We start from the raw sequence: 19,252 nt of genomic DNA on the forward strand, positions 1-19,252 counted from the left end.
GATGAGTTGTTCAGCTTCCCCGGTACGTTGAGTATCCGTAGGGGCTCAGCAAAAGCGGAATATGGTAGTGCGACGAGGGCTCCTTCACTTCGAATACGACATAGACGAACGGATAGAGCCCTTCCGATCCGACCGAGCGGAAATAGGATTCCGTGAGAAACGTGAGCCGGTAGGTGCCGGCGGCGATCCGGGTTTCTTCGGAGAGAAGGTCCGGAATCCGGCCGTCGGTGTTCGTCTCCCCCCTGCCGAGCTCCTTCCATTCCTTCGCCGCCGTGAACATTTCAAGAACCGCCTTGAGCGCGACCGCCGGCTTTCCGCGAGCGACGTCGAGAACGTGCGTGGTAATCTGACTCTTCATGCCTTTCCCTCCCTGTCCCGGTGGCCCGCTGGTATCTGTGCGCTCTTCTTCCTGTTTGCGAGAATCCTGACAAAAGACCGGCCCCGGATTTCCTCGAGGCTGAGGCCCGTCGCCCGCGCTTCATCCTCCGTGATCGCGCCGCAATTGATCCCGCGCAAAAAATAGTTCAACAAGCCCTGGCCTGTCGCCGCGTCGTCGAATACTTCCCCGATCAGGCTCGCCTGGGCCGCCTTCTCGACGAATGTCTTGAGACGGAGCGACGCCGCATCGAGCCCCTCGAAGAAGAAACGATAGACCGCGGCATACCGGATCGGGAACTGGGCGGGGTGCAAATCCCATCCCTGATAATATCCGTGCTTCAGGGAGTGCATGATATGGGAATATCCCAGACGCCACGCGCGGTGGACGGTTTCCCTGTTCTCCTTCGCCTGTTTCGCGGAGAGGGCCTTGCCGGCCGCCGGCCTGTTCGGCCCGACAGGCATCACGTTCGTCGCGCCGTCGGAAATCCAGATCCCCGTCCCCGCCAGCGAAACCTTCATCACATGGCGCGCAAAATCGCACGCGGGGTGATCCATGGTCTGATACGCGGCCGTGATATTGCAGGACGCCGTGTAATCGTAGACGCCGAAATGCGCCGCGACACATCTCCCCTTCGCGGCCGCGATGAGCGCGGGCAACGCGCACTCTCCCCGCGAGTTCAGGATCGACTGGGGAGTCTCGACCATGATCTCGAGTTTGAGGCTCCCTCGTTCCATTGAAAGTTTCGATTCCAGCGCTTCAAAGAGGTCCACGAGCGCGGAGACCTGTTCCGGGAGGACGACCTTGGGGAGCGTCACCACAAAATTAGACGGCAGGCGCCCGCCGCTCCGGGTCGCGAGCGTCGAGACGAAGATATCGAGCGTCCGGATGCTTCGTTCCTTCAGCTCTTCGGTGAACGGCTTCAGACGGATCCCGATGAACGGCGGGAGCACATTCTCCCGCATCCCCAGGGCCACTTCGGCGGCCGTCGATTCGGCGTGTCCGTCTTCCTCGGTATCGGGGCGATTCCCGTAACCGTCCTCAAAATCGATACGGAAATCCTCGACCGGCTCGCGCTTGAGCTTCTCAACGATCCGGTTGTAGAGAATCTTCTGTTGCGCAGGGGTTCCCTTCAACCGGAGGGCCTTCGAAAAGGCTGCCGCGGTCGGCGCATATTCCTGGAGCAAACGGAGCGCGACCGCACCGAGCTTGCGGGCGGAATCGGCCTTGAAGAGCTGTGCGCCCCCGTAGACCGTCTGGACCGGCTGGCGCGCGTCCGACTCGCCCGGGTAGAGCTTGTTGAAGGCGGTATTCGCGTCGAGGAGAGTTGCCCCGATATGCTTAACGAGTTCCTGGCTCAACGACATTTTCACTTACCGTACCCCGGCTGATTGTTCATCGCAGGCAGTATACACTATTCGTGGTTCTTTAATTCGAAAACCAATCTGCCGTTTCGGCTTTTCTGCCGGCACCATCAGCCGACGAATCGCCTCGAAGACGATCCTGAACTGTTCGTCATGCCTTTTTTCCAATCCATCAAGCTTGCGGGCAAGCTCAGCATTGCTGGCGAGGATTTCGCGAAGGGCGACGAAAGCACGCATGATTTCAACATTGACCCGAATGGCTCGTTTGCTCTTTAGTACACTCGAGAGCATCGCGACACCTTGTTCAGTGAAAACGAAGGGCCGGTATCGTCGGCCACCCCACTGGGAACGGCTTGAGGTACCAAAATGGTACCTCAAACTTTGCCACTCCTCAACTGAGATCTGAAAGCAGAAATCGGTCGGAAATCTCTCTGCATTACGTCTCACAGCGCGATTGATCGCCTTTGTTTCCACGTCGTACAACTCAGCCAGGTGAAAATCCAACATCACCTTGGCACCGCGAATCAAAACGATTCGTTTTTCAATGATTTCCCTCGGAATGGTATTATCCATTTTTCTAGCTCAGCTCACAGAGTTTGTCCAACCTCAGTCTTGTGATCTTCGACTGTTCGTCCGCCGCGATCCGTATCTCGGTTCCCGGATCGTTGCCGATCCGTTCCTCGATCAGGTCCAGCATCTCCGCGGCGCTTTTTCCTGTGGCGCAAACAATGAAAATATAACCAAATTTCTTTTCATAGGTATGGTTTTTAGCGGCGAGTGACTGCAACACCTCATCGGTGGCCTGGGCGACACCGGATTGCTCTTTTGAGGCCCATTCTGCGGTTGCCGCGAATTTTTCCCTCAGCTTCCCGACATCTCCGATCCTGGGATGATGTGAAAAAGCCTCCTTCCAATCTTCGTGGGAGAGGCCGTTCCAGCATTCCTCCGCGCGTGTGAGCAATAGTTCCATCGACGGAAAGGGGCGGCGCGCCGCCATCAGCTCCGCCCACCTGTGCGATCCACAGCAGCGGAGAAATTCACCGCGGGCCTCATCGGATGGAAGAGCGTTGAGGGAGTCGAGAGTCATCGATTTGATCAGGCCTGCTTGAGCTTTCCCCAGACTCTCAACCGCCCGACGCCGCCGTCCGGATGGATGTTGAGACGGATATGCGTGACCGCGTCCATCGCCCTAAGTTCCTTTTCGAAGACGTGTTTCGTATCGGCCGCGAGTTTGGTGACGGGGAGGAGTTCCTTCCACTCGGCCAGGAGCCCCGCGGCGTCCGCATTCGATGACGCCGACGCGGCTTTCGAGTGACAGGCGTCGATGGAACATGTGTCGGGGTAATTTCCCTTGAAGTGAGTCGTGTCGACTTCCACCTTCACCACCGTGCCCGGAGCGCCGAGACGGATAATGATCCAATCGTGGCCGGGTCCGCGCCTCCTCTTCGTTTCCCATCCGTCACCCATGTTGACCGGAGGGCCGGGCATGATGAGGTTGTTCATCGAGCTGAAAAACATGTCGCTGCACGAGAGGGCCGCACCGCCATTTTCTATCGCCGCGAGATCGACGAGCGTACCCGGGCGAACGCGCGACCAGTCGGGTACGACATTTCCGTAGAGCCGCAACCGCGCGACGCCTCCGTCCGGAAAAATCTTGAGCAGGGCGTGGGTCCAGGGCCTGGTATCGGTCACATCGAAGAGGTTCTGTGAGCCCGGGTTAAGGGGCGACTGCGGGATGATATTGACCCAGGGAGATTCCTGCGCCGTCTCGGGATCAAACGGTGAGTTTATTTCCCTGCGCACCGCGTCGAGAGAAGCCTGGGGCGGGTGGTTTCCGAGAAAATGATTTGTGTCGATGTCGACTTTTCGTATGATCCCGGAGAGCCCGAGCTGAACGACGCACCAGTCGAATCCGGGAGTCCTCCTGCGGCGCGTCTCCCACCCGTCCATCCATTTTCCACGATCCGTGTATTTGTCGGGAATAAAGACGCCCCGCCCCGCCTTTATCAGATTCTCCTTCGGGGCAAAGAATTCGTCGTTCGCCATCAACACCTTTCCGCCCAGGCGTTCTGAGGCGAGATCGACCAGCCCGGCGGGGGTCCCTATGTCATTGGTTGCTGTCGCAGTCATTCAAAGAGCTTTGGTTTGTTGACGGAGCAGGACTGTTCCCGCCGGAGGGCCTTTAAATTCGCCCCTCTCATAAATCTTTCGTCCCCGGAGAAACGTCATTTCCACCCTGCCGCGCAGTTTTCTTCCCTCGTAGGGTGTTATCCGGTGTTTATGAAAGAGCATCGAGGGTTCGACGGTGAACTCCTCTTCGGGGTTCCAGACGACCAGGTCGCCGTCATTGCCGGGGGCAATGGTTCCCTTGCTCGTTTCCAGTCCGACAAACTTCGCCGGGCGGCTGCACATCCAGTTCGCCACATCGGACAACGAAAATCCCCGCGCGGCCGCTTCGGTCCAGACGATCGAAAGCCCCAGTTGCAGCGAGGCGATGCCGCCCCACGCCTTCTGAAAATCTCCGGTCCCGAGATGCTTCAATTCGGGAAGCGATGGGGAATGATCGGATACGATAAAATCGAGCACCCCCCGTTTCAAGCCGTTCCAGAGACGGTCCCGGTTTTCACGCTCCCGTATCGGAGGCGCGCACTTGAACCTTGTATCCCCGTCCGGGATTTCTTCCGAGACAAAATAGAGATAGTGCGGGCATGTCTCTGTGGTCAGCGGCAACCCGGATTTGCGGGATTCCTCCAGGCGTTGGAGAGCATCTGCTGAAGATACATGAACAATGTGGACTTTGCAACTGTATTCCCTGCAAAGCCTGATCATCAAATCGATGGCGTCGTGTTCCCACCGGCGGGGGCGGGAGGCAAGATACTCCGGATACGATCTGGGGTTTGTTCCGGCGGAAACAGGTGCTTCACCGGGAGTGAGTTCGCAATGGACGAGGAGCGGAAGCCCGGCGCGCGCGATCAGCGGCATCGCTTCTCTCAGATTCGCCTCCCGGACGTTCGGGAAGTCGTCGATCCCGGAATGGATCAGGAACGCTTTCACTCCCAGGACTCCCCCGCCGATGAGCGCGTCGAGATCGCCTCTACTGCCCGGAACGATCCCCGCATAGAATCCACAATCGACGGACAGCTTCCCCTTTGCAGCTTCGATTTTTTTCTCAAGTGCGGCGCGACTCGTGGTGACAGGAGTGCTGTTCAGGGGCATATCGACAAGCGTTGTGATACCTCCTGCGGCCGCGGCCCTCGTGGCGGTTTCAAACCCCTCCCACTCCGTGCGGCCCGGTTCGTTGATGTGGACATGGGTGTCGACGAGCCCCGGCATGACGACGGAGTCTCCCACATCCTCGATCGACGCACCTTCAGGAATTCCGCCCGTTCCGATAGAACCCGGGAAAAGAATATCCGCGATGATGCCGTCCCGAATGAGAACAGACGCTTCCCGCACGCCTTCGGGTGTCACGACCCTGCGGCTGCGGAGTATGAGCGTTGAAGAATTTTCAGGCATGTTGAACCAGCATCATTACGTTTGGGACCCGGTAGCCGCGACCTTCAGGTCGCGGACCGCAGCCTAAAGGCTGCGGCTACCCAAAGAAGCACCGGGACGCGGAGCGTCCTGGTATGCATTCCTACGAGGCTGCGGGTAAAGAGACGAGTGTACGCTCGGCCTGTTTCTTCAGGTTCTCCAGAGATAGCAGGATTGCCTCGTTGGTCGCGGGGAGCGAGAATTCCGGCTCGATTTCATGGTTGGCGACCGCAGAGATCGCATCCTTGATCGCCAGCCACACCGAAAGCGCGAGCATCAACGGGGGCTCGGCGACGGCCTTGCTCCGCCTGATCGTGTCGGGATTGGGCACATCCTGTAGAAGGGCGACTCTGAAATCCCTCGGGATATCCTGAACCGAAGGGATTTTGTAGGTATCGGGCGAGTGCGTCATGAGGTTGCCCTTTCCGTCCCACTTGACCTCCTCGGTGGTGCACCATCCCGCCCCCTGGACATAGCCCCCCTCGACCTGCCCGATGTCGATTCCCGGGTTGAGCGAATCGCCCACGTCGTGAAGGATGTCGGCGCGGAGGATCGTGTGATGACCCGTCAGGAGATCGACGAGCACCTCGGTGATTGCCATCCCGAAGGCGTAATAGTGGAACGGCTTTCCGTGTCCTTTCTTTTTGTCCCAACCGATATTCGGCGTCCGGTAATAGCCCGCCGCGCTCAGGCTCACCTGGCGGAGCTGCATCAAGGGCATCGCCTCGGCAAAGCCGATCGATCGGCCGGGATGGAGCGAATCGGAGATCCGGTCGTTTTCAAAGACGATTCCTTCCGGCGAGGAGGGCGCACCGGGGTTCTTTTCCGTGAAGATGGCCGCGACCGCCTCCCCGATCCTGCCTTTGAGAATGTCGATCGCGTTCTTGACCGCCATGCCGTTCAGGTCCGCTCCCGCCGACGCCGCCGTGGCGGACGTGTTCGGAACCTTGGAGGTGTTCGTCGCATTGACCTTGACGCGGGCCGGGTTCACGCCAAATTCCGCGGCCGCGACCTGGTGCATCTTGGTGTGGAGCCCCTGCCCCATTTCCGTCCCGCCATGGTTGACCAGGATGGTTCCGTCCGTGTAGACAAGGACCAGCGCGCCTGCCTGATTTAGAAACGAGGTCGTGAACGAGATGCCGAACTTCACAGGCGTGATCGCGAGACCCTTCTTGAAGAACTCATTGGATGCGTTGAACTGATTGACGGCGTCCCTCCGCTTTCCATATTCTGCGGAGACCATCAATTGCTCCTCGATCATGAACAACCGGTTATGTTCCACGGTCTCGCCGTAGTGCGTGACGTTATTCCGTCCGGTTCCGTAATAATTCTTGAGGCGAATCTCCGCCGCATCTTTTTTCAGCGCCCGCGCAATCCGGTCGACGACGGTTTCGATCGCGGCCATCCCCTGGGGACCCCCGAACCCACGGAATGCCGTGTTTGAAGGAAGGTTTGTCTTCCAGACCCGACCGGTGACCGACATGTTCGGGACGTAATACGCGTTGTCGCAATGGAGCATCGCACGCTCCATGATCGCGAAGGAGAGGTCGACCGCCCCTCCGCCGTCGCTGTTCAGATCAAATTTGACCGCCAGCATACGCCCATCGTCGTCGTAGCCGGCTTCGTACCTGGTGAGAAACCTGTGCCGTTTTCCCGTGATCTTCATGTCGTCGTCGCGGAAGAGCCGGACTTTCACGGGCTTCCGCGTCGCATGACAGAGAAGGGCGGCCCAGCACGCGGTGTGGTTCCCCTGCGTTTCCTTCCCGCCGAACGCCCCGCCCATTCGCCTCACTTCCACGACGACTTCGTGCTTCCCGACGCCGAGCAGCCCCGCGATCAGGGCCTGCGTCTCGGAAGGGTGCTGCGTGGAGCTGAAGGCGGTGATCTCCCTCCCCTCTCCCGGAAGAGAGAGGCAGACCTGGGATTCGAGGTACCAGTGTTCCTGTGCGCCGGTTCGCAGTTCACCGCGGAGGCGGTGAGGGGCCAATTTCAGGGCGGCATCGGGATCCCCCCGCTCGATCTTCGCGGCCGGGCCCATCAGAGTCCCGGCCTCCATCGCACTCTCAATCGTCAGGATCGCATCGAGCGGTTCGTATTCCACACGGATCAATTTTTCTGCTTCAATGCATTGTTCTTCACGCTCGGCGGCGATGAGAAACATGGCCTGGCCGACGAAGGTCACCTCGTCCACGGCGAGGCAAAGTTCATCCTTCACGACCGGTCCCATCTGGTTGTGCCCCGGAATGTCCCTGTACGAAAGGACCGCGTGAACCCCCGCCACCCTCGCCGCTTCGCTCAGATCGAACGACTTGATCTTCGCATGGGCATGGGGGCTATAGACGACACGGCCGGTCAGAAGCTGGTCGTTCACGAGCATGTCGTCGATATAAACGGCTTCGCCGGTGACGTGCTTCTCTGCGCTTTCGTGGGGAGTTTTAGTATGCGTCATTCAGTGCCTGTGATTCGGACCGTTGTTCGGCCCTTTCTCCGTCGTATCCCACCAGAATTTCATCAGCAGGTTTCTTGCCGCGACCCGGCGGAACTCGGCGCCGGCGCGCGCGTCCGAAATCGGGGAGAAACCGCCTTCGACAAGAGGGAGAGCCTGCTCGACGGAATCTCTCTCCCATTTCTTCCCGGCGAGAAATTCTTCGGCTGCCGCCGCGCGCTTCACATGGTCCGCCATCCCCCCGTAGGCGGCGACAATCTCGGAGACACTCCCCCGGGCGTCCAGTTCGAGCCGGAATGCGCCGCTCACGGTGGAGATGTCGAGGTCTTTGCGCTTTGAGACTTTATAGGATTTTATCACGGCGCCCCGCGGAACCGGCGGAAGAATGACGGCGGTGATAAGCTCGTCCGGTTTCCGCACCGTCTTCCGGTATCCGGTGATGAACTCTCGGGCGGGAATTTCCCTCCGGCCGTTCAGGCTTTCGAGCACCACACGCGCATCGTAGGCGAGAAGGACCGGGAGCGTATCTCCGATCGGCGAAGCGGTGCCGAGGTTGCCTCCGAGCGTCGCGAGGTTTCGGATCTGCCTCGACCCGAAGACCGTCAGCATGCTCTCAAGGGCGGGGTAGCGTGGTCCCACGCGGTCCAGAATCTCGCTCAGCGAAACCGCGGCGCCGATGGTTACTCCCTCGCTCTTGGGACCGGCCTCCGTGACGGCCTTGAGTTCCGGGACATCGGAAAGGTCGATGATCTCTTTCAACAATTCGTGACCCTTGGTGACGCGAAGAGCGATATCTGTGGCTCCGCAGATGACGGTCGCTCCCGGGCGCTGATGCTTCAAGGAAAGCGCTTCCGCAAGAGTCGCGGGGCGGAGGTATCTCTGCCGCCCGGTCTCGATGTGGACCGCCTCGGCCGGTATCGATCTCAGCAACCCCGCGATGCGGGGCTCATCGGACGTGAACCGGTCGGTTCCATTGTGCACGCAGGATTCCGATGCCGCCTCTATGATCGGCCTGTATCCCGTGCACCGGCAGAGGTTTCCCGTCAGGGCGTCGTCGATGGCTCCCCTCGAGGGGTGATCGGAGTTCTTGTAGAGGGAAAAGAGCGACATGATGAATCCGGGCGTACAGTACCCGCACTGGCTTCCGTCCGTCTCCACCATCGCCTTTTGCACCGGATGGAGCGCACCCGATGGATCGCGGAGGTTTTCGACCGTGATGAGCTGCTTCCCGTGCAGCATCGGAAGGAACACGAGGCAGGAATCGATCGACTTGTAGGCGATCCGGTCCCCCGATCCCGCTTCTCCCAGCACAACCGTGCAGGCGCCGCAGTCCCCCTCCGCACACCCCTCCTTCACCCCCCTGTGACCTGGTAAACCCCTGAGGTAATTGAGGACGGTGGTGGTGGGACTGAGATACTCGGAGCTCTGAAAATCGATCGTCCGAAGCTCACCGTCCAACACGAATGAAATGGTCGATTGCATGGTCAGTCTCAGAGGCGGTCGAGTAGCAGGGCGAGTTCTTTTTGAGCATTGCGCACAATGGTGCCCTCGTCGATCCCGGTAAATTCCCGCGACCGAAAGATCCACTTCCCGTCGATCATCACCGAATCGACATTCTGCGGTCCGGCCGAATAGACGATTGAAGAATAAATAGAATCTCCCGTTCCTCCCCCTGCGGCGACCGGATCCCACACCTGCTCGAGATCGAGAAGCACAATATCCGCCTTCTTGCCGATCTCGATGCTGCCGATTTCGCTTTCGAGACCCAGGGCCCTGGCTCCGCCGGAGGTCGCCATTTGGAATACCGTCTTTGCAGGCATCGCCGCCGCGCCGTGAAGCGGTTTTTGGAGAAGCGAGGCCAGGCGCATCTCGTGAAACATGTTCAAATTATTATTGCAGGGCGCCCCGTCGGCGCCGAACGAGACGGAGATGCCCTGATTCAGATAGTGCTGGATGTTAGCGATTCCGGAGGCAAGTTTCAAGTTGGATGAAGGGCAATGAGCCACGTTCGCCCCGGTAGTTTTGAGAAGCGCCACCTCGTTTTCGTTGAGATGAATGCAGTGGGCGAGACAGGACTTCCCGGAGAGGAGTCCAAGGTGGTCGAGGTACTCGATATTCTCCATCTTGCAGCGGTCGCGGACGGCCTGAACCTCATGCTTGTTCTCGGAGGCGTGCGTATGGAAGAGGATCCCGTCGACGTGGGCAGCAATCTCGAACGCCTCCTTCATCAGCGCGTCGGTGCAGGAGAGAATGAATCGGGGGGCGACCGCGTACTTGATCCTGCCGTCGTACGAATTGTGCCATTGTTCCGCGAGCGCCCGGGTGGTGGCAACCGAGGATGTTGTCGACTCCCTCAGCCCCGGGAACGCCTCGTTCACATCCATCATGGCTTTGCCCGCAAACGCGCGGAGCCCCGACTCGCCGAGGGCGCGGATCACCTCCTCTTCGTGATTCATGCTCCCCATGTCGAGGATCGTCGTCGTGCCGCCGCGGACGAGCTCCGAAATCCCCAGCATCGCCGACGAGTGAATCGAACGCTCGTCGTGCGCCGCCTCGAGGGGAAATATCTTCTTCCGAAGCCAGTCGAGAAGCTCAAGGTCGTCCGCCAATCCGCGGAAGAGAGTTTGACAGAGGTGGATGTGGGTCTGGACAAAACCTGGAATGGCGACGCATTCGCTCGCGTCGATAATCTCGCGGGGTGGAAACCGGTCCATTTCCCGGGCCGGCAGTATCCCCGCAATGCGGTTGCCGTCGACGAGGATCGCCGCATCTTCCAGGATCTCTCCGTTCGGATTCCCCGTGACGATCTTCCTGGCGTGGATGAAGGACTGCATCTGCGGCAAATTCGTGAGTGTGGAGTTGCTCCCCCTCAATATAGGAATTAGGGGGTGAAATTCAATAAAGCGGATCCCCGGGTACTGGCTGATTTTCGTTGCCTTCTCGTCCCGCGACCTGAAGGTCGCGGCTACCGATACCTCGGGCTTGGTAGCCGCAGCCTTTAGGCTGCGGGTTTTCGACTCGGGTGTTGAAATTCACCCACTACTGGTCTCCGGTCGTATCGGGGATCGCCTCGAAGAGCCCCCCGTCGCTCAACTCGGCGACACTCCGCAAGGGTACTGACCGTCCTATCTCTTCAAGCGTCGGCAACACGTACCACCCCGGTGTGCGCTTGAAATAGACCAGCAGGGCGGAGCTGTCCCTGATATCCGCCGCCATGCTTTTCATTTCGGCGCCGTACTGTTCGTTCGGGCGCTGCGTGCTGTTATTGATTTTGAGGGGAATCATGTAAGGGATTCTTCCCGTATAGAGGACGATGGGGAGCTCGAGATTCGTATAGACCGTAATATCGGCTGGAATGGACCGTGTGCGGGCGATCAACTCCGATGTCCGGTAGGCCCGGGAGGCGTATCCCTGTCCGTCCCCGCTTATTTTTCCGGAGTATTGAACTCCGGTGGTGAGAACAAGGAGTGCGATGGCACAGCAGACCACGAACGCAATAATGCGGACGGGCACACTCCCTGTGCGTGTCAGCCATTCATATCCTGACGTTACCACGAGGACGATGAACAGAATATGGAGGGGCATCAACAACCTTGAGCTGTCGCGGAAAAGGTCGGCCTGAAAGAACGCGGCGGAAAGAATCAGGAGGGTGGCATAGAGTGCCATGTAGATCACGAGCAAGCGCGCCCGGAGCGGTTGCTCGACCGGGCGGTTCGGATTCCGCTTCCGGTTCCAGACGGGCAAGAGCCCCAGGAGAATGAAGGGCAAAAGCGACATCCACCAGGCGTCTTCGATTTTCCACTGGAAAAACCATGCGGAAGCGGCATGGAAAAAACCGTTGAGCTCGGGTTCGCCGAGGAAACCGTGCAGATCGAATCTCCTTCCCATCGGATGTTGATACTGCATGTTCCGCAACATCCAGAGCCCCTGCGGCGCAAAGCTCATCAACCCGAATGTCATCGCCGGAAGAAATCTCCGGCTCCACGGCTTTCGCTCGAGAATCAGGATCGAAATGATCCCGGCTGCGATCACCGCGATTCCGGCGTAGCGCGTCACGGCTGCGAGAGCGGCGAGCAGCGCTGACCCGACGAGATACCGCACACCCCGGCCCTCGAGATACCGGTCCAGTGCAAGAAGCGACGGGAGGAGAAACATGAGGAACGCTCCGTCCGAGAGCGCGACCGTGTGGTAGGCGAATAAATCGACCGCGCCGAGCGCGAGGAGAGATGCGAAGAGGGCGACCGAAACGGACTTTCCGGAAAACCTGTAGGTGATGAGACCGACCCAGAAGATGTTGACCCCCCAGATGGCGGCCTGAAGCCACCGCGCTCCTTCCACCGGATCGCCCCCAAAACCGGCAAGCGCAAGGAGCGAAGGGTAGAGAGGCGGAAATATCTCGACCGGCACCCCCTCGAGAGTCCATCCGCGCCCCTGCAACAAGCTCCGGGCCATCATGATGTACATGACCGAATCCGGGTAGATTCCGATCCCTGAGGAGGTCGTGGCAAGGAGCCAGAGAGCACCGAGGAGCGCCGGAACTCCAAGGAGCGGAAGGCCGAAGAACCGTTTCCAGTCCCGGCGGGCGATCGTCGTTTGGTCAATCAAGCCGGCTCATCCTCCCCCCGGGCTCACCGGGAGAAGAGACCCCGGTCCTGTCGAACGAACAGATCCTGACTGTTCCGATCACTCTCCCCCGACCAAATCCAGGCTGTAGGTGACGTTGAAGAGAAGATTGAACCCCGCGGTCTGCTGGATGCCGTGCACATCCTCGTGAACCGGAATCTGGACGAACGCATAGCCGTGGAGCGCGTCGCTGAACTGCAATCCCAGGCCGGGGCTCAGAAAGATCCAGGTGCCGCCGGTATTCTCGCGAGGCTCGTCGGTCAGCCCCGGGTCCGCGTAATCCTGTACTCTCGCGTTGAGCTGCAGCAACAGGTTTGCACGGTCAAGGATCTGGTAGGCGGTACCGACATTCGCGAGAAACGTATTCCCGTATCTGTAGTCGTCCGTTCCCTTCCCCGTAAATTGGTAGGAGAGCCCCAACTGCAGGGGGAGGGTCGCATATTTTCCCGAGAGCGTCGGAACGGTCGCGATGTTCTGATCGAATTGAATTCCCGCTATGCCGTCCACCGCTCCGTCCCCCGGTTGGATGGTCACCTCCGCCTCCTCCCCCTCCGCGTTCCGGATCCCCGTGATCCCGGTCGCAAATTTGATCCCTCCGAGGATGCTGACGCTCGGAGAGAACTCGGACGAGTCGGAGGCGATGACCAGGTAATGACCGTTGAGCACCATATCTCCCAGCCCGCTGAAATCCCACGACTCCCACGCGGCATTGATCCCTTCGTGCTGGATGTGGCTGTGTTCGCGGTGAACGAACGGCACGTTCAAATCCATGCTCAGCCGGTCGGTGACTCCCAGTTGAAACTGGAGCGTGTTCTTCTCGTTGAGAGTCTCCACCTCATCGTGGTGGCCGGGGATCGCTCCGACAAACGATCTGGAAGACCCGACATAAATCTGGTTCTGAAAGATGTATTCATGCGAAAGGCCGACGCAAAACCATCCTCCGTTGAGAGTCCGGAACGTATTCAGAGGACAGCTGGCGGCTCCGCAACTCCTCGGGAAGGCAGTCGCGGGGAGAAGGAGAAGAATCCACACCAGGATGAAGACCGTATGCCGCTTCATGATTGCTCCTTGGTCAGTATGCTCTCAAGTTCCTGAAGATCCGCGGGCGCGATGTCGGATACGGCCCAGAACGTCATTCCGTGAGCGGTCCACCGGAGGAGATTGTACCCCTGCCGCATGGTCGCTTTCACTCCCGCATCGGCTCCCGCCTGGACCGGCCAGACGTAGAGATTGATGACATGCTTTCTGCGTTGATAAACCAACGCGGCGACCGGCCGGTTCCCCATGTATTCCAGGCGGCCGCCGACCAGCGCAAACCCCTGCCGGCTCAGGTCTGATACCAGCGGGGAGAAATCGAGTTTGCCGTTGAACCATGGTTTGACGGTATGCTGATCGGAAGAGACGACGTCTGTCAGGTGGTCGGCCATGAGCGACCGCACATGGCCCGAGACCAGCTCCTGTTCCAGCGCGCTTTCGGCCGAGGAATTCTTCAGAATCGAAACAAGGCTCCAGACGGCGACGAGGGCTACTGCCAGTCCGATTCCAAGCCGCCGCCAACCCCAGGGAACGATCCGGGGGGAGGCTCCGGATTTTTCCCCTGCGTGGAGCGCCGCCCGGACGCGTGTTTCGAGCCCCGGCGGTGCTTCATAATAGAGCGAGCCCTCGTAAAGAGCCGTTCGCAGAACACGGTGGTTTTCCCTCGCCCGTGCGCACGAGGCGCATGTCCGCAGATGCTCTTCGACCTCAAGGGAACGGGCCAGATCAAGCTCGCCGTCGATGTAGGCGTTCAACAGTTTTTCAGTTTCAGCGCAAGTCAATTCACTTCCCCTTCCCGGGCTGTGCCGCTAGTTTCTGTTCGAGTTGTTTTCTGGCTCTGGCCAGGCGCGACATGACGGTTCCCATCGGGATGTCCGCGATCTGAGCTATCTCCTTATAGGAGAATCCTTCCAGTTCGCGCAGGACCAGCGCCTCGCGGAACTCGACGGGCAATTCCTCGAGCGCGCTCCGGAGGAGCTCCGCATCCAGACTCTTCAATACTATCGTTTCCGGATTCGTCTCGTCTCCGGCCGGTCCATGGACTTCCTCGTCGAAGGCCGTCTCCGGCTCTTTCATCCTGTTCTGACGGAGCCACGTGTAGGTCGTGTTTCGCACAATCGTCAGCACCCAGGCGCGGCTGTCGCCGCCGCGGAACCCGGAAAAATACTTGAAGGCGCGCATGAACGATTCCTGCACAAGATCTTCAGCGTCGTGGTGATTGTGCGTCAACCACCGCGCCAGATTATACGCCGCATTCATATGCGGAAGCACCGTCTGCTCAAACCTGGAGAGTTTACCCTCTTCTTGCAGAGACTGTTCTTTCCGGGGTCATGCCCCTTGTGGTAAAGACTTATCCACCGGCGATTTTATTCCCGGAGCGTGATCATGCGTGTTATCGGGAATATTTTCCCCCCGGCAGGCGTCTTACTCGTTGGAGGCCCGCAAACCGGAGATGAAGCACATCTTCCCGGTTACAGGAAGTTCGGTCGGGCCATATCGGTTCAAAAGAAAGGAATAATACGATGAGAATCAAACAGATGTACGGCTGGCTGCTTCATCCCCCCGCGGATGCGCCGGCATCAACGATCCTGCTTCGCCTGATGGCCGGAGGAGTCTTCTTCTGGGAGGGGATACTCAAATTCGTCTATACCAATCAGGGTGTCGGACGCTTTACGAAACTCGGCATCCCTTTTCCGGAGACCACGGCTCACTTTGTGGCCGGACTTGAAATCATCGGGGGCTTGCTCCTGATCGCCGGGTTTCTGACACGCCCGGTTGGGATCCTGTTCGTGTTCGAGATGATCGTCGCGATCCTGTCGACAAAGATCTCGCTCTACCTCGGCACGTCTCCCCTCCCCCTTCCTCCCGCGCCGCCCCAGATAGGATTCTGGGCCGTGCTTCATGAGGTGCGTTCAGACTATGCCCAGATTATGACCGTTCTGTTCCTGATCGCGGCGGGGCCGGGGAGGTTGTCGTTCGATGCGCTCTCCGCGCGCAACCCGAGGGAGAGCTCGCCCGGAAGAACCGCCAGGGTGGGGATCGGAACTATCTGAGCAGGACGATCTTCTCCGACCGGATAAAATCGTTCGCGATGATCCTGCAGAGATAGACGCCGCTGGGAAGGAGAGAAGCGTCGAGCCGGACGTCGTACTTCCCAGGGCTCCGCTCGCCCTCGAGGATTGTCCGGACTTCCTGCCCGAGCAGAGAATAGAGCTTGATCGATACCTGCGACTTCTCCGGTATCTCGAAATGGATGGTGGTGGTGGGATTGAAGGGATTCGGGAACGCGGCGGCAAGACGGTATTCGGCCGGGATTTCGACCTGCGAACCGGGCGTCGCGGCATCTGCTCCCGGCGCCGATGGGGGCGCCTCGCCGTGCGGAGAAATCCTGATCCGGTTGACGGCGGGGGGAGTGCCCGCGGAGGCGAGAACCAATTGCCCGGCCTGCTGGACCTTCACCCAATAGCCGAAACCCGGTTGCAACACCGTGGTTGTTTTGTACGCCCCCGTGTATCCGAAGAAATTCGACGTCGTAATGCCGGGGGGAATGGAAGCAATGCCCGAGACCGGGACGGGAGCGCTGGTGCATCCGATCATGTTCCATCCATCTGCGACATCGATCGTGTCGGGCCCGAAAACCTTCCCCGTCACCGTGACCGTCTGGGCCCCGACAAACTTCACCCAGTAACCGGCACCCTTCCTGAGCGTGTCCTCGCGCGTATACGCCGTCGCATAGGAGAACGCCGGCGATGCCGCTGTTGGATAAAGCTCCGAGAACCGGTAATCCGGCACGCCGAGGGGCACCGAGATGATGTTCCAGTTGTTCGCGACATCGCAGTGCATCGCAATCGACCCGTCGGAGAACTTCACGGAGATCGCGTGGTTTTCCATGACGGAATGAAACGTGTAGGCCGTGTCCCTGTCCAGGTACTCTCCATCCACGATGAGGGTGTCGACAAAATAGCCGGAATCGGGCTGGATGTGATAGAGTTCGCTGTCGCCATAGGCGACCGTGACCATCCCGGGCGGAGAGATCGACCCGTGCGGTCCCGCGACCGCGTTGATGGTAAAGGTGGCGACTCTGAATGTCACCCGGAGTGTATGGTCTGCGTTCACGCTGAGGAACGAATAACTCGATGCCGCGGGCAGGTTGAGCCCGTCCACGATCACGCTATCCACCTGGTATCCGGTCGCCGGAGTAAAGAGATACGATTGTGAATTGCCGTAGGTGACACTCATCGAGCCGGTCGGTGCAACCGATCCGTTCGCGCCCGAGGATGCGGTGAGCGTATAGGTGTTGATGCTGAACCAACTGCTCAGGGTATGTCTCTGGTGGATCGCCGCGAACGTGTAGCCCGAAAGCGAATCGACGCGGATCCCGTCGACCTGCACGCTGTCGACATGGTATCCCGTCTGCGGGGTGATGACGAACCGGATGGTCTGGCTATCCGGTACCAGGACGGTTCCCGAAGGTGAGATCGAACCGTGCCCGTTTACCGATGTGACCACGGTATCATAGACCACGACCGGAGAGAGCGAGTTGACCCACGCGGTGTACCAGAGGGAGGCCAGGTCCACGGTGGCGCGCTGGAATTGATCGATGGTGAAGGGGCCGGTTTTTTGCCAGAGTGCCGAATAATAGGTTGTATTGTAAACTCCCCCGGTGAGACCCTTGGCATAATTGTCTGCCGCCATGATCGAGTCCACATACATATTGGCGTGCAGGATATAGGCGAAAATGAAGTCGAGCGGCTTGGCGATATAGTGGATCGAATCGTGGTGGATGACGATCTGGGATTGATAGGTGTTGATCATCGAGGTTTCGTAGCGGCTGTGGACGCCGTTATTGCCCGTGAACTGTCCGTCGAAGTTGTTCGCGCAATGCAGCGGCTGGTGTGCGTCGCCGACATAGTGACCGATGTCGGCCATCGTCGATTCCGCCTTTGCGGTGGCTCCGCGCCTCAGTTGTGCGGTGAGGGAGTCGAGCTCCATCACGGTCGCCCACGGATTTACTCCCTGCGACTTGACGGTGTTCCACCCGTACAGCGCGACGACCGAATCCCTGCTATGAGGAAGTGAATGGTAGTTCGGATACCAGTCGATATCGATGAAGTGCCGGGGCGCCTCGGCGAAGAAATTCGTATCGCCGGGCACCTTTTTGCCGTCTGCGTCCGATGCGTGCTGATAGTAGTAAAGGCTGTCCGCTTTCAACACGCCCATGCTGTCGGGCAGGTGCATCGGCGCTTTCAGGTTGATAATGTGATGGCCCGTGGATCCCCACGCCAACGCGATCGTGACCGCGCAGGCGAGAAGGCCGAAGAACACGAATGCCTCCGAGAATTTGCGTTTCCAATGCTTCAAGCGTCCACCCTTCCATACGTAACGATGCATCTCTCCGCTCCGACCGGACCAAGCTGCATGCCGGTCAGAAATCCGTCCCCGGTCTGATCTCCCGATCAGGACATCCTGTGTTTCTTGGTTTTATGGTGCCGGAGCAGAAGACCTGCGATTGCCCCAACCATCAACGCGGCGAGAAGTAAATCCGAGATCCAGTTGGGTGTAACTCCGTTCATAGCGAGCCGACTCCTTTAGAGCTTATTCGTATTGGCGGGAATAACCTGGAGCGGTGTGATGACATCTACTCGCCATTGGAATTTACCAACTTAATCGGCTAGAGTCAACCTATTGTCCAGGGATGATTCCCTGACTCACAAGCTCGGGCACGATCAATTTGACAATCTCGCGATCGACCGATTCTCCCGACCCCTGCTCTTCAGCGTCACCCGTCGCCGACCAGATCATGCGCCCGTCCGTCCCGGTCGACCAGATACTGACCTCATGCCGCGCGATCCGTTCCGTTTCCGTGTATCCGGAATCCGTCACATCATGGTAGTAGGTAAAATAGGCGTTCCTCAGAGGATCATACCTTGTCACGAACTCCTGCCTGGTGTTGCCCGGGACGTAGGTGCTGACGGTATCGACTGCGATCCTTCGCGTGACGATGACACCGTCGTACCCGTTCGAACGGATGGCGGCTATGACGCTCGCCGTGTCGGGGAGCGCGTCGGGAAACAGCCGGTAGGAAGGCGTCGCGGTCACCCGGTGCTTGCTCAACTCGGCGACGAACCCGTCTTCCCACATGCGCCTTCTCACCGGATCCTTCCGGACCGCGATGACGAGCGCATTTTTCACGGTACCTTTGAAAAGAGGGTCGCGCCACATCTTTGACAATTCGCCCGACGAACATCCCGCAAGGAGAGCGGCGAGCGCACACGCCGCCGGTATCAGGCGGCTTCCGGCTCCGATGCGGCCGTTCAATGTGTAAAATCTCTTTTTCAAAATGATTCTCCCTTTGTTGGTGTGACGCTGCTTTTCTATTAGTACCGCCTCCTTGCATTCTGGTTTACCTGTGATACCCATCACGGTTCTTGTAATTATGATGATGTATCCTGTAATGAACCACGATCAGGCGACCTCTCACACGCCAGTCATACTCGTACCGAAGACCATCGGTACCGTCCAAACAAGAATGTGCACTTTGATGGCTGAAGCCCCACCCTCCCTGACTCAACATGCGGTACTGCATCGCCGCAGAATGAATTCTTTTCTCCGGCCGTGGAACCGGGAACGAACCTGCGGAACTTTGTCGTTGGGAATGAAGCGTGGGGATGGCTCCACAGGCAGGACTCGAACCTGCAACCCTCCGGTTAACAGCCGGATGCTCTACCATTGAGCTACTGTGGAATGTGCTGTGCCTGAAGGAGGAGTGTAATACGGAGTTTTTGCTAGAGTTAAGACTTTTTCCCAGGGTCAGCGTTCAAATATAAAAAAATCGGCGCCGAAAGTCAATCAGGCGTTTCTTGACTAAGCTTA

At 58.9% G+C, this 19,252-nt stretch carries 16 protein-coding genes and 1 tRNA gene; 1 reads left to right on the forward strand and 16 read right to left on the reverse strand.

Translation table 11 applies throughout. The features are described from left to right. Nucleotides 1–10 precede the first annotated feature (10 nt). From uraH to VI215_06175, 13 genes are all read right to left on the reverse strand, one after another. Nucleotides 11–358, reverse strand: coding sequence for a hydroxyisourate hydrolase (uraH, locus tag VI215_06115; protein HEY6191889.1), 348 nt, complete (start codon nucleotides 356–358; stop codon nucleotides 11–13). Then, nucleotides 355–1,743, reverse strand: a complete 1,389-nt coding sequence (locus VI215_06120) for a phosphoenolpyruvate kinase (protein HEY6191890.1) — start codon at nucleotides 1,741–1,743, stop codon at nucleotides 355–357. Before VI215_06120 ends, uraH begins: the two co-directional genes overlap by 4 nt. 6 nt (nucleotides 1,744–1,749) lie before the next feature. Next, a complete protein-coding gene (locus VI215_06125) occupies nucleotides 1,750–2,313 on the reverse strand; it encodes an ORF6N domain-containing protein (protein HEY6191891.1) in 564 nt (187 codons plus the stop codon). A 4-nt stretch (nucleotides 2,314–2,317) separates the two neighbouring features. After that, nucleotides 2,318–2,827 carry a 2-oxo-4-hydroxy-4-carboxy-5-ureidoimidazoline decarboxylase gene (gene uraD, locus VI215_06130; GenBank protein HEY6191892.1) on the reverse strand — a complete coding sequence of 170 codons (510 nt, stop codon included), beginning with the start codon at nucleotides 2,825–2,827 and terminating at the stop codon, nucleotides 2,318–2,320. An 8-nt stretch (nucleotides 2,828–2,835) separates the two neighbouring features. Then, nucleotides 2,836–3,870 carry an allantoicase gene (gene alc / locus VI215_06135; GenBank protein HEY6191893.1) on the reverse strand — a complete coding sequence of 345 codons (1,035 nt, stop codon included), beginning with the start codon at nucleotides 3,868–3,870 and terminating at the stop codon, nucleotides 2,836–2,838. Then, nucleotides 3,871–5,256, reverse strand: a complete 1,386-nt coding sequence (gene allB / locus VI215_06140) for an allantoinase AllB (protein ID HEY6191894.1) — start codon at nucleotides 5,254–5,256, stop codon at nucleotides 3,871–3,873. It lies immediately after the preceding gene. 121 nt (nucleotides 5,257–5,377) lie between these two features. After that, entirely contained in the window at nucleotides 5,378–7,723 is a 2,346-nt protein-coding gene (xdhB, locus tag VI215_06145; GenBank protein HEY6191895.1) for a xanthine dehydrogenase molybdopterin binding subunit, read from the reverse strand. Beyond that, on the reverse strand, nucleotides 7,724–9,202 hold the full coding sequence (gene xdhA / locus VI215_06150) for a xanthine dehydrogenase small subunit (protein ID HEY6191896.1): 1,479 nt from the start codon (nucleotides 9,200–9,202) through the stop codon (nucleotides 7,724–7,726). An 8-nt stretch (nucleotides 9,203–9,210) separates the two neighbouring features. Next, nucleotides 9,211–10,554, reverse strand: coding sequence for a 5'-deoxyadenosine deaminase (locus VI215_06155; GenBank protein HEY6191897.1), 1,344 nt, complete (start codon nucleotides 10,552–10,554; stop codon nucleotides 9,211–9,213). A 205-nt stretch (nucleotides 10,555–10,759) separates the two neighbouring features. Next, nucleotides 10,760–12,325, reverse strand: coding sequence for a glycosyltransferase family 39 protein (locus VI215_06160; GenBank protein ID HEY6191898.1), 1,566 nt, complete (start codon nucleotides 12,323–12,325; stop codon nucleotides 10,760–10,762). A gap of 78 nt (nucleotides 12,326–12,403) precedes the next feature. After that, the gene (locus VI215_06165) at nucleotides 12,404–13,402 is read right to left on the reverse strand and encodes a hypothetical protein (GenBank protein HEY6191899.1); all 999 of its coding nucleotides are present in this window, start codon (nucleotides 13,400–13,402) and stop codon (nucleotides 12,404–12,406) included. Next, nucleotides 13,399–14,160 (reverse strand): anti-sigma factor, encoded by a 762-nt coding sequence (locus VI215_06170; GenBank protein ID HEY6191900.1) that lies wholly within the window; start codon nucleotides 14,158–14,160, stop codon nucleotides 13,399–13,401. The genes VI215_06165 and VI215_06170 overlap by 4 nt, the downstream gene beginning before the upstream one ends. A gap of 1 nt (nucleotide 14,161) precedes the next feature. Beyond that, on the reverse strand, nucleotides 14,162–14,650 hold the full coding sequence (locus VI215_06175) for a sigma-70 family RNA polymerase sigma factor (protein HEY6191901.1): 489 nt from the start codon (nucleotides 14,648–14,650) through the stop codon (nucleotides 14,162–14,164). Nucleotides 14,651–14,901: 251 nt separating this feature from the next. Between VI215_06175 and VI215_06180 the strand changes: the two genes are divergently transcribed. Continuing rightward, a complete protein-coding gene (locus VI215_06180; GenBank protein HEY6191902.1) occupies nucleotides 14,902–15,432 on the forward strand; it encodes a DoxX family protein in 531 nt (176 codons plus the stop codon). Here VI215_06180 and VI215_06185 read toward each other — a convergent pair. The 3 genes from VI215_06185 to VI215_06195 form a co-directional block, all read right to left on the reverse strand. After that, nucleotides 15,425–17,740 (reverse strand): T9SS type A sorting domain-containing protein, encoded by a 2,316-nt coding sequence (locus tag VI215_06185; GenBank protein HEY6191903.1) that lies wholly within the window; start codon nucleotides 17,738–17,740, stop codon nucleotides 15,425–15,427. The genes VI215_06180 and VI215_06185 overlap by 8 nt on opposite strands. A gap of 321 nt (nucleotides 17,741–18,061) precedes the next feature. After that, a complete protein-coding gene (locus VI215_06190; GenBank protein HEY6191904.1) occupies nucleotides 18,062–18,718 on the reverse strand; it encodes a hypothetical protein in 657 nt (218 codons plus the stop codon). Nucleotides 18,719–19,048: 330 nt separating this feature from the next. Then, nucleotides 19,049–19,123, reverse strand: a tRNA-Asn gene (locus VI215_06195). Nucleotides 19,124–19,252: the final 129 nt, after the last annotated feature.

Source organism: Bacteroidota bacterium, from assembly GCA_036522515.1.
Classification (GTDB): domain Bacteria; phylum Bacteroidota; class Ignavibacteria; order UBA10030; family SZUA-254; genus VBOC01.